Origin of the sequence: Streptomyces sp. NPDC005803, from assembly GCF_040630435.1 — a bacterium.
In the GTDB taxonomy this organism is placed as follows: domain Bacteria; phylum Actinomycetota; class Actinomycetes; order Streptomycetales; family Streptomycetaceae; genus Streptomyces.
Window position 1 is genome coordinate 309,557 of the sequence record NZ_JBEXXO010000007.1, and the last position, 11,549, is coordinate 321,105.

Genomic DNA, 11,549 nt, shown 5'->3' on the forward strand with positions numbered 1-11,549 from the left:
ATGAAACTCGGCGCGGTCATCATCACCATGGGCAACCGCCCGGCCGAGCTGCGCGCCCTGCTCGACTCGGTCGCCGCCCAGGACGGCGACCGGATCGAGGTGGTCGTCGTCGGCAACGGTTCCCCCGTCCCGGACGTCCCCCCGGGCGTGCGGACCGTCGAGCTGCCAGAGAACCTCGGCATCCCCGGCGGCCGCAACGTGGGCATCGAGGCCTTCGGGCCCTCCGGCGCCGACGTCGACGCCCTGCTCTTCCTCGACGACGACGGGCACCTGCCGCTCACCGACACCGCCGAGCTGTGCCGGCAGGCGTTCGAGGCCGATCCGAGGCTCGGCATCATCAGCTTCCGGATCGCCGACCCGGACACCGGGGAGACCCAGCGCCGCCACGTACCGCGGCTGCGCGCCGCCGACCCGATGCGCTCCTCGCGGGTGACGACCTTCCTCGGCGGCGCCAACGCCGTGCGCACCCGGGTCATCGCGGAGGTCGGCCCGCTGCCGGGCGACTTCTTCTACGCGCACGAGGAGACCGACCTCGCCTGGCGGGCGCTGGACGCCGGCTGGCAGATCGACTACCGCGCCGACATGGTCCTCAACCACCCCACGACCGCTCCGTCCCGGCACGCCCTCTACCACCGCATGGTGGCCCGGAACCGGGTCTGGCTGGCCCGGCGCAACCTGCCCGCGCCCCTGGTCCCCGTGTACCTCGGCGTGTGGCTGCTGCTGACCCTGCTCCGCAAGCCCTCGGGCCCGGCGCTGAAGGCGTGGTTCGGCGGCTTCCGTGAGGGCTGGTCCACGCCCTGCGGACCGCGCCGTCCGATGAAGTGGCGTACGGTGTGGCGGCTGACCAGACTCGGCCGCCCTCCGGTGATCTGAGAGGGTTCGCCTCTGGGAGCATGAGGCGTAAGTTTTCTTGTCGGGACCTGTCCGCCCTGTGCCGCGCCCACGACTGGCTGCGCGTTTTGAATACGAGAGTTTCATCTGGTGAGTGACACAACCCATGACGGTGCTGTTGCGTTGAGCACCCCGCCATCGGCCGACGACGGTATGAGCCCTGCCGCACTGGCCGCCAAGTACGGTCTGACGGTCAGCGGCGCCCGGCCCGGGCTCTTCGAGTACGTGCGCCAGCTCCGCGGGCGACGCCACTTCATCATGGCGTTCTCCCGGGCCAAGCTGACCGCTCAGTACAGCGACGCCAAGCTGGGTCAGTTGTGGCAGGTGGCCACCCCGCTCCTGAACGCCGCGGTCTACTTCGTCATCTTCGGCGTGATCCTCGGCACGAAGAGGGGGATGGACCCGGAGGTCTTCATCCCGTTCCTGGTGACCGGGGTCTTCGTCTTCACCTTCACCCAGAGTTCGGTGATGGCCGGGGTCCGCGCCATCTCCGGCAACCTCGGGCTGGTGCGGGCCCTGCACTTCCCGCGCGCCTCGCTGCCCATCTCGTTCTCGCTCCAGCAGCTCCAGCAGCTGCTGTACTCGATGATCGTGCTGGTCGCGGTGACCGCGGCACTCGGCAGCTATCCCACGCTCTCCTGGCTGCTGGTGATCCCCGCCCTGGCCATGCAGTTCCTCTTCAACACCGGACTGGCGCTGATCATGGCGAGGCTCGGGGCCAAGACGCCCGACCTGGCCCAGCTGATGCCGTTCATCATGCGGACCTGGATGTACGCCTCCGGCGTCATGTTCTCCATCCGGGTGATGCTCGCCGACAAGCCGGCCTGGATCGGCACCGTGCTGCAGTACAACCCGGCGGCCATCTACATGGACCTGATCCGCTTCGCGATGATCGACGGGTACGGCGCCGAGAACCTGCCGGCGCACGTCTGGGTGGTGGGTCTCGCCTGGGCGGTGCTGACGGGCGCCGTGGGCTTCGTGTACTTCTGGAAGGCAGAGGAGCGGTACGGCCGTGGCTGAGGACAACACCGCGGGGCGCGTCCCCACCGTGATCGCCGACGACGTGCACATCGTGTACCGCGTCAACGGCGGCGGCGGTGGCAAGGGCGGCGCCACCGCGGCACTGAGCCGGATACTGCGCCGCGGCAAGGGTGAGGAGCGCGGGGTCCGCAAGGTGCACGCCGTACGCGGCGTCTCCTTCACCTCCTACCGGGGCGAGGCCATCGGCCTCATCGGTACGAACGGCTCCGGCAAGTCCACCCTGCTGCGGGCCATCGCCGGACTCCTGCCGACCGAGCACGGCAAGGTGTACACGGACGGACAGCCCTCGCTGCTCGGGGTGAACGCGGCGCTCATGAGCGACCTGACGGGCGAGCGCAACGTGGTGCTCGGCGGGCTCGCCATGGGGATGAGCCGCGAGGAGATCCGCGAGCGGTACCAGGACATCGTCGACTTCTCCGGCATCAACGAGAAGGGCGACTTCATCACCCTGCCGATGCGGACGTACTCCTCCGGCATGGCGGCCCGGCTGCGCTTCTCCATCGCCGCCGCCAAGAACCACGACGTCCTCATGATCGACGAGGCGCTGGCGACCGGTGACCGCAAGTTCCAGATCCGCTCCGAGGAGCGCATCAGGGAGCTCCGCAAGGAGGCCGGCACCGTCTTCCTGGTCAGTCACAGCAACAAGTCGATCAGGGACACCTGCGACCGGGTGCTGTGGCTGGAAAAGGGCGAGCTGCTGATGGACGGCCCGACCGACGAGGTGCTCAAGGCGTACGAGCGCGACACGGGCAAGTAGGGCCTCGCGCACACCCGCACCGCAGCGGCCTTCGCCGGAGCATTCCGGCGAAGGCCGCTGCGCTGCTTCCGGATGGTGCGCCGCGCCCCGGGCGTCCACGGCTCGCGGTACGGCTCCGGGCAAGATCTCCTCCCGCCGGATGACGTCAACATCGGCGCGCGAGGGGAAAGTTGGCAGGGCGAAGCGCGCAGGTGCCGCCCGCCCCGCACCCCGGCGTATGGATCAGCCCTGTACAACGTAAGCTGTACCGGTGCTGATTCGTTGCAAAGTGGGGCGATACCGCCTGGGCGGACGGCCCGTAGCCGTCCTCCGCACTCGGGAGAGCGGGCGGCGTGTCCGGAATGGGATGTTTTGGGTCAGCAGTGTAGAACGGGAGATGTGACGGCTATGGCGGAAGATCTCCAGCTCCGAAGTGCTCACGCCGTCCCCGCGCAGGGCGGTCCGCAGTGACCCGTACCCCGCAGGCGCGGCTTGATTCCGCCGTACCCACAACCCTTGACAAGGCCGCCGACGAGAACTTTCCGGTAGCCCCCTTCTTCCTGCCGCGCGCCTGGCGCGACGATCTGATGGCGGTCTACGGCTTCGCCCGGCTCGTCGACGACATCGGCGACGGCGACCTCGCCCCCGGCGGCGCCGACGCCCGGCACCTCGGTCTCGACCCGGCCCAGGGCGAGGACCGGCTCGCGATGCTCGACGCGCTCGAGACGGACCTGCGACGGATCTTCGCCACCACCGGCGAGAGCCCGCACCACCCGCTCCTGCGGGCACTGCGCCCCACCGTGCGGCGCCGCGCGCTGACCCCCGAACCCTTCCTCGGCCTCGTCGAGGCCAACCGGCAGGACCAGAAGATCCGCCGCTACGGGACGTACGAGGAGCTCCTCGCCTACTGCGAGCTGTCCGCCAACCCCGTCGGCCGCCTGGTCCTCCAGCTCACCGGGACCGCGAGCCCCGAGCGCGTCCGCCGCTCCGACGCCGTCTGCACGGCACTGCAGATCGTCGAGCACCTGCAGGACGTCAGCGAGGACCTCGGCCGTGACCGGATCTATCTGCCGGCCGACGACATGGCCAGGTTCCATGTCACCGAATCCGACCTGGCGGCGCCCTCCGCGAACGCGTCGGTGCGGGCGCTGATCGCGTACGAGGCCGAACGCGCGGCCGATCTGCTGAATGAAGGCACCCCCCTGGTGGGTAGCGTCCACGGCAGGCTCAAGCTGCTTCTCGCCGGATTCGTGGGAGGGGGGCGTGCCGCCCTCACCGCGATCGCGGCCGCCGGGTTCGACGTACTGCCCGGACCCCCCAAACCCACCAAGCCCAGCCTGCTGCGCGAGGTGGGAGTTGTTTTGCGAAGAGCGCGTAGAGAGGGGTGAGCCGGACCGTGGAGGGACAGACGACGTACATGTCGGCACCGGTACAGGCCGCATACAGTTACTGCGAGGCGGTCACCGGACAGCAGGCGCGTAACTTCGCGTACGGCATCAGGCTGCTGCCCGTCGAGAAGCGGCAGGCCATGTCGGCCCTGTACGCCTTCTCCCGGCGGGTCGACGACATCGGTGACGGCGAACTGGAGCCGGAGACCAAGCGCGTCCGCCTGGAGAGCACCCGCGCGGTGCTGGACCGGATCCGCGGCGGAGCGGTCGAGGAGGACGACACCGACCCGGTGGCCGTCGCGCTCGCCGACGCCGCGCGCCGCTTCCCGCTGCCGCTCGAAGGGCTCGACGAGCTCATCGACGGCGTGCTGATGGACGTGCGCGGGGCGACCTACGAGACGTGGGACGACCTCAGGGTCTACTGCCGGTGCGTCGCCGGAGCGATCGGCCGCCTGAGCCTGGGCGTCTTCGGTACGGAACCGGGCGCTCCGGGCACCGAGCGCGCGGCCGAGTACGCCGACACGCTCGGCCTCGCGCTGCAGCTGACGAACATCCTGCGCGACGTACGCGAGGACGCCGGCAACGGGCGCACCTACCTGCCCGCCGACGACCTCGCCAAGTTCGGCTGCTCCGCGGGCTTCCACCGGGCCACCCCGCCGCCCGGCTCCGACTTCGCCGGACTGGTCCACTTCGAGGTCCGGCGCGCCCGGGCGCTGTTCGCCGAGGGCTACCGGCTGCTGCCGATGCTCGACCGGCGCAGCGGCGCCTGTGTGGCGGCCATGGCCGGCATCTACCGCCGGCTCCTCGACCGGATCGAGCGCGACCCCGAGGCCGTGCTCCGCGGCCGGGTCTCCCTCCCGGGTCATGAGAAGGCGTACGTGGCCGTGCGCGGCCTGTCGGGTCTGGACGCGCGCCACATCTCGCGCCGCACGACCCGGGGGCGTGTCTGAATGCGTCACACAGACATCTCGCGCACCATGTGCACCATGGATGATCTCTTCGTGCGACGGGCAACCCCCGGCCACGCGGATGCGTCCCTGACTGAAAAGACCTGGCGAGAGGGGGACGCATGACGCAGGATGCCCTGCGTTCCTCGCGCGCGGTCGTGATCGGTGGCGGACTCGCCGGCATGACGGCGGCGCTGCGCCTGGCCGACGCCGGACTTGACGTGACCCTGCTCGAAGGGCGGCCCCGGCTCGGCGGCCTCGCCTTCTCCTTCCGGCGCGGCGAGCTGACGGTCGACAACGGCCAGCACGTCTACCTGCGCTGCTGCACCGCCTACCGCTGGTTCCTCGACCGGGTCGACGGCGCGGCCCTGGCGCCGCTGCAAAGCCGTCTGGACGTGCCCGTCCTCGACGTGGGGCGGCCCTCGGGTCCCCGGCTCGGACGGCTGCGCCGCAACGGCCTCCCGGTCCCGCTCCACCTCGCCGCGGGACTGGCCGCCTACCCGCACCTCTCGCTCGCCGAGCGCGCGAGCGTCGGACGGGCCGCGCTGGCGCTCGGCCGGCTGGACCCGGACGACCCCGCGCTCGACGACGTCGACTTCGGCAGCTGGCTCGCCCGGCACGGCCAGTCGCCCCGCACCGTCGAGGCCCTCTGGGACCTGGTCGGCGTGGCCACGCTCAACGCCACCGCCCCGAACTCCTCGCTCGCGCTCGCCGCGAAGGTCTTCAAGACCGGACTCCTCTCCGAGCCGGGCGCCGCCGACATCGGCTGGGCCTCCGTGCCGCTCGGCGACGTCCACGACACGCTCGGCCGCAAGGCCCTGGACTCCGCGGGCGTGCGCACCGAACTGCGGACGAAGGCCAGCTCGCTCACCCGCACCGACGACGGACGCTGGGTGGTCGACACGGGCGCCGAACGCATCGAGGCGGACACCGTCGTGCTGGCCGTACCGCAGCGCGAGGCCCACGACCTGCTGCCGGAGGGTGCGCTCGACGCACCGGAGCGGCTGCTGGAGATCGGCACCTCGCCGATCCTCAACGTGCACGTGGTCTACGACCGCAAGGTGCTCAGGCAGCCCTTCTTCGCCGCTCTCGGCTCGCCGGTCCAGTGGGTCTTCGACCGGACCGAGGCCTCCGGCCTCACCGGTCCCGGTCAGTACCTCGCGGTCTCCCAGTCCGCCGCCGGCGAGGAGATCGACCTGCCCGTCGCCGAGCTCCGCGCGCGCTACCTGCCCGAGCTGGAGCGGCTCCTGCCCGCCGCCCGCGGGGCCGGGATCAGGGACTTCTTCGTCACCCGGGAGCGTACGGCGACCTTCGCGCCCGCTCCCGGCGTCGGCCGGCTGCGGCCGGGGACGCGCACCCGCGCCTCCGGCCTCTTCCTGGCCGGCGCATGGACCGCCACCGGCTGGCCCGCCACGATGGAGGGTGCCGTCCGCAGCGGTGCCGGCGCCGCGGACGCCGCGCTCCTGGCACTCGGCCGCCCCCACGAACATCCGCTGCAGGAGGCGGCATGAGCAGTACCACCGGAACAAGAGGAGAGTCAGTGACCCCGGCGAATCCGGCTTCCGACACCGTGGCGGACACCACGGACGTCACCGCGCTTCTGGAGCGCGGACGGGCCCTTTCCGCGCCGGTGCTCCGGGCCGCCGTTGACCGGCTCGCACCGCCCATGGACACCGTGGCCGCCTATCACTTCGGCTGGATCGATGCCCAGGGCAGGCCCTCCGACGGCGACGGCGGCAAGGCCGTCCGCCCGGCGCTGGCCCTGCTGTCCGCCGAGGCGGCCGGCGCCGCGGCCGAGGCCGGCGTCCCCGGCGCCGTGGCCGTCGAACTCGTGCACAACTTCTCGCTGCTGCACGACGACCTGATGGACGGCGACGAGCAGCGCCGCCACCGCGACACGGTGTGGAAGGTGCACGGCCCCGCCCAGGCGATCCTCGTCGGCGACGCGCTGTTCGCCCTGGCCAACGAGATCCTGCTGGAGCTCGGCACCGTGGAGGCGGGCCGCGCGGCCCGGCGGCTGACCTCGGCCACCCGCAAGCTCATCGACGGGCAGGCCCAGGACATCTCCTACGAGCACCGCGAGCGGGTCACCGTCGAGGAGTGCCTGGAGATGGAGGGCAACAAGACCGGCGCCCTGCTCGCCTGCGCCTGCTCCATCGGAGCGGTGCTCGGCGGCGCCGACGACCGGACCGCCGACGTCCTGGAGGCGTACGGCTACCACCTCGGCCTCGCCTTCCAGGCGGTCGACGACCTGCTGGGGATCTGGGGCGACCCCGAGTCCACCGGCAAGCAGACCTGGAGCGATCTGCGCCAGCGCAAGAAGTCCCTGCCGGTCGTCGCCGCGCTCGCCGCGGGCGGGCCGGCCTCGGAGCGTCTGGGCGAGCTGCTCGCCGCCGACGCGAAGAGCAATGACTTCGACAGCTTCTCCGAAGAGGAGTTCGCCGCCCGTGCGGCGCTCATCGAGGAGGCGGGCGGCCGCGAGTGGACCGCCCAGGAGGCACGTCGTCAGCATGCGGTCGCCATCGAGGCGTTGCATGGTGTGAACATGCCTGAAACCGTGCGGGCGCAGCTCACGGCGCTCGCGGACTTCGTCGTCGTACGAAAGAGATGATCACCATCCCCTCCATATGACTCGCAGTCGCCGGCCGGCGCCCGCCACGGGCGCCGGCCGACGGAGACCCCAGCACAGCAGAGGACCAACTGCACGAAGGGGAAGCCATGACAGCGACGACCGACGGAAGCACCGGGGCTGTTGACCCCCGGGCAGCCTCGGCCAGTGAACCGACAACCGAATCGACCATCGTCGCGGACGGCTTACTCGCCGCCGCGCGGCGGGCCGCGGAGCGCTCGGTGGAGCACCTCCTCGGCAGGCAGGACGAACAGGGCTGGTGGAAGGGCGACCTCGCCACCAACGTCACGATGGACGCCGAGGACCTCCTGCTCCGGCAGTTCCTCGGCATCCAGGACGCCGCCACGGTCCAGGCGGCCGGCCGCTTCATCCGCGGCGAGCAGCTCGGCGACGGCACCTGGGCCACCTTCCACGGGGGTCCAGGGGACCTCTCCGCCACCATCGAGGCGTACGTGGCCCTGCGCCTGGCCGGGGACCGGCCGGACGAACCGCACATGGCCCGCGCCGCGGGGTGGGTCAGGGAGCAGGGCGGCATCGCGGCGAGCCGCGTGTTCACCCGGATCTGGCTGGCCCTCTTCGGCTGGTGGAAATGGGACGACCTGCCGGAACTGCCGCCCGAGCTGATGTTCTTCCCCAAGTGGGCCCCGCTCAACATCTACGACTTCGGCTGCTGGGCCCGCCAGACCATCGTGCCGCTCACCGTCGTCTCCGCGAAGCGGCCGGTACGGCCCGCCCCCTTCGCCCTGGACGAGCTGCACACCGATCCGGCCGAACCGAACCCGCCGCGCCGCCCCGCCCCGGCCGCCACCTGGGACGGCGTCTTCCAGCGCCTCGACAAGGCGCTGCACCTCTACCACCGGATCGCCCCCCGCCGGCTGCGCCGGGTCGCCATGAACGCGGCGGCCCGCTGGATCATCGAGCGCCAGGAGAACGACGGATGCTGGGGCGGCATCCAGCCGCCCGCCGTGTACTCCGTCATCGCCCTGCATCTGCTCGGGTACGACCTCGGCCATCCGGTGATGCGGGCCGGGCTCGAGTCGCTCGACCGGTTCGCGGTCTGGCGCGAGGACGGGTCCCGCATGATCGAGGCCTGCCAGTCCCCGGTCTGGGACACCTGCCTCGCCACCATCGCGCTCGCCGACGCGGGGGTCGCTCCCGACCACCCCGCGCTGGTGAAGGCGGCGGACTGGATGCTGGGCGAGGAGATCGTGCGGCCGGGCGACTGGTCCGTCCGCAGGCCCCAACTGGCCCCTGGCGGATGGGCGTTCGAATTCCATAACGACAACTACCCCGATATCGACGACACCGCCGAAGTGGTCCTCGCGCTGCGCCGGGTCCGCCACCCGGATCAGGCACGGGTCGAGGCCGCCATCGAGCGGGGCGTGCGCTGGAACGTGGGCATGCAGTCCCGCAACGGCGCCTGGGGGGCCTTCGACGCCGACAACACCAGCGCGTTCCCCAACCGGCTGCCGTTCTGCGACTTCGGTGAGGTCATCGACCCGCCGTCCGCCGACGTCACCGGGCACGTGGTGGAGATGCTCGCCATCGAGGGTCACTCCGGGCACCCCGCAACCCGGCGCGGAATCGAGTGGCTGCTCGCCGAACAGGACGCGGCCGGCGGCTGGTTCGGCCGCTGGGGCGTCAACTACGTCTACGGGACGGGGTCGGTGGTGCCTGCCCTGATCGCCGCCGGACTGCCCGCCTCGCACCCCTCCATCCGCTGTGCGGTCGGCTGGCTGGAATCCGTCCAGAACGACGACGGCGGATGGGGCGAGGACCTGCGTTCGTACAACGAGGACAAGTGGATCGGCCACGGAGCCTCGACGGCTTCCCAGACAGCCTGGGCCCTGCTCGCACTCCTCGCGGCCGGACGGCGGGACACCGTGTCCGTCTCACGCGGCATCACCTGGCTGGCCGAGACCCAGCAGGCCGACGGCTCCTGGGACGAGCCGTACTTCACCGGGACCGGCTTCCCCTGGGACTTCTCCATCAATTACCACCTCTACCGGCAGGTCTTCCCGCTGACCGCACTGGGACGGTACGTGCACGGCGACCCGTTCGCCGGCCGCACGGCGGTCCGCGAGGGGGCCTGATGGGCGATGCCACGGGGCCGGCCGGCCCCGACGCCCCGTTGCTCATCGCCTGCGCGCTGGGCATCGAGCACCTGGCCCTGCGCACCGGCAGGGGCAGGGCGGGCACCGCCCCGGGCCCGGTGACCGTACTGCGTACGGGCATGGGGCCGAAGGCGGCCGAAACGGCCGTGGCGAGGGCGCTCGGCGAGGGCCGGGCGCTCGGCGCCGCGGTCATCGCCGCGGGGTTCTGCGCCGGGCTCGCACCCGGCATGCACCCCGGGGACCTGGTGGTGGCCGACGAGACCCGGGCAGCCGGGCAGTCGCTCACCTGCACCGGCACGGAACTGCTCGCCGACGCACTCGCCAGGGCCGTACCCGGACGCACCGTCCACACCGGTCCGCTGACCGGCTCCGATCATGTCGTTCGAGGACCTGAACGGGCCGAGCTGCGGGCCACCGGAGCGATCGCGGTGGACATGGAGTCCGCCGCGACCCTGCACACCGCCACCCGGTCCGGGCCACGCCCGGTTGCGGCCGTACGGGTGGTCGTGGACGCTCCGGAGCACGAGCTCGTCCGCATCGGCACGGTCCGCGGTGGAATATCGGCTTTCCGCGTCCTCCGTGCCGTCCTGCCGGCTTTCTATGAATGGCACCGATCTTTGCTGCTCCCCAGGAGGTGAGCTAGATGGCCATGCCGCTCCGTCAGTCCATCAAGGTTGCGACGTACCTCATTGAACAGAAGGTCCGAAAGCGGGAGAAGTTTCCGCTGATCGTCGAGCTGGAGCCGTTGTTCGCCTGCAATCTCGCCTGCGAAGGCTGCGGGAAGATCCAGCACCCGGCCGGCGTCCTCAAGCAGCGGATGCCGGTGGCCCAGGCCGTCGGCGCGGTGCTCGAATCGGGTGCCCCGATGGTCTCCATCGCGGGCGGCGAGCCGCTGATGCACCCGCAGATCGATGAGATCGTCCGGCAGTTGGTGGCGAAGAGGAAGTACGTCTTCCTCTGCACCAACGCGATGCTGCTGCGGAAGAAGATCGAGAAGTTCACGCCCTCGCCCTATTTCGCGTTCGCCGTCCACATCGACGGGCTGCGCGAGCGCCATGACGAATCGGTCGCCAAGGAGGGGGTGTTCGACGAGGCGGTGGCGGCGATCAAGGAGGCCAAGCGGCGCGGTTTCCGGGTCACGACCAACTCCACGTTCTTCAACACGGACACGCCCCAGACCATCATCGAGGTCCTCAACTACCTCAACGACGACCTGAAGGTCGACGAGATGATGATCTCGCCCGCCTACGCCTACGAGAAGGCGCCCGACCAGGAGCACTTCCTGGGTGTCGAGCAGACCCGTGAGCTGTTCAAGAAGACCTTCGCGGGCGGCAACCGGAGCAGGTGGCGCCTGAACCACTCGCCGCTCTTCCTGGACTTCCTGGAGGGCAAGGCGGACTTCCCGTGCACCGCGTGGGCCATTCCCAACTACTCCCTGTTCGGCTGGCAACGGCCCTGCTACCTGATGAGCGACGGGTACGTGCCGACGTACCGGCAGCTCATCGAGGAGACCGACTGGGACAAGTACGGCCGCGGCAAGGACCCGCGCTGCGCCAACTGCATGGCGCACTGCGGTTACGAGCCCACCGCCGTACTCGCCACCATGGGGTCGCTGAAGGAATCCCTGCGCGCGGCGCGGGAGACCGTCGGCGGGAACCGGTGAGGTGACGGCCGCCGGAGAGCCGGTGCCGCCGGCTCTCCTCGCGCCGCCGGCCCGGCCCGCTCACGATGCGCCGCCCCTCGCGGCGCGTCCGGGCGGGCCGGGCAGGCGGCGGTCGGCGCGGGGGGCCCCCGGGGCACCCC

At 71.2% G+C, this 11,549-nt stretch carries 10 protein-coding genes; all 10 read left to right on the forward strand.

Going from position 1 to position 11,549, the window contains the following annotated elements:
* Entirely contained in the window at positions 1 to 873 is an 873-nt protein-coding gene (locus ABZ454_RS13310; RefSeq protein ID WP_356322687.1) for a glycosyltransferase family 2 protein, read from the forward strand.
* Between the two features lie 108 nt (positions 874 to 981).
* Entirely contained in the window at positions 982 to 1,911 is a 930-nt protein-coding gene (locus ABZ454_RS13315; protein ID WP_356322657.1) for an ABC transporter permease, read from the forward strand.
* Complete coding sequence (locus ABZ454_RS13320; RefSeq protein ID WP_356322656.1) at positions 1,904 to 2,689, forward strand: ABC transporter ATP-binding protein; 786 nt, start codon at positions 1,904 to 1,906, stop codon at positions 2,687 to 2,689. Before ABZ454_RS13315 ends, ABZ454_RS13320 begins: the two co-directional genes overlap by 8 nt.
* 446 nt (positions 2,690 to 3,135) lie before the next feature.
* The gene (gene hpnC, locus ABZ454_RS13325) at positions 3,136 to 4,056 is read left to right on the forward strand and encodes a squalene synthase HpnC (protein ID WP_356322655.1); all 921 of its coding nucleotides are present in this window, start codon (positions 3,136 to 3,138) and stop codon (positions 4,054 to 4,056) included.
* A 29-nt stretch (positions 4,057 to 4,085) separates the two neighbouring features.
* A complete protein-coding gene (gene hpnD, locus ABZ454_RS13330) occupies positions 4,086 to 5,006 on the forward strand; it encodes a presqualene diphosphate synthase HpnD (protein WP_356322654.1) in 921 nt (306 codons plus the stop codon).
* A 119-nt stretch (positions 5,007 to 5,125) separates the two neighbouring features.
* Entirely contained in the window at positions 5,126 to 6,514 is a 1,389-nt protein-coding gene (gene hpnE, locus ABZ454_RS13335; RefSeq protein WP_359537798.1) for a hydroxysqualene dehydroxylase HpnE, read from the forward strand.
* Positions 6,511 to 7,614 carry a polyprenyl synthetase family protein gene (locus tag ABZ454_RS13340; RefSeq protein WP_356322652.1) on the forward strand — a complete coding sequence of 368 codons (1,104 nt, stop codon included), beginning with the start codon at positions 6,511 to 6,513 and terminating at the stop codon, positions 7,612 to 7,614. The genes hpnE and ABZ454_RS13340 overlap by 4 nt, the downstream gene beginning before the upstream one ends.
* Before the next feature lie 107 nt (positions 7,615 to 7,721).
* A complete protein-coding gene (shc, locus tag ABZ454_RS13345; protein WP_359537800.1) occupies positions 7,722 to 9,725 on the forward strand; it encodes a squalene--hopene cyclase in 2,004 nt (667 codons plus the stop codon).
* A complete protein-coding gene (locus tag ABZ454_RS13350; protein ID WP_356326030.1) occupies positions 9,725 to 10,384 on the forward strand; it encodes a 1-hydroxy-2-methyl-2-butenyl 4-diphosphate reductase in 660 nt (219 codons plus the stop codon). Before shc ends, ABZ454_RS13350 begins: the two co-directional genes overlap by 1 nt.
* 5 nt (positions 10,385 to 10,389) lie before the next feature.
* The gene (gene hpnH / locus ABZ454_RS13355; protein ID WP_359537802.1) at positions 10,390 to 11,409 is read left to right on the forward strand and encodes an adenosyl-hopene transferase HpnH; all 1,020 of its coding nucleotides are present in this window, start codon (positions 10,390 to 10,392) and stop codon (positions 11,407 to 11,409) included.
* Positions 11,410 to 11,549 lie beyond the last annotated feature (140 nt).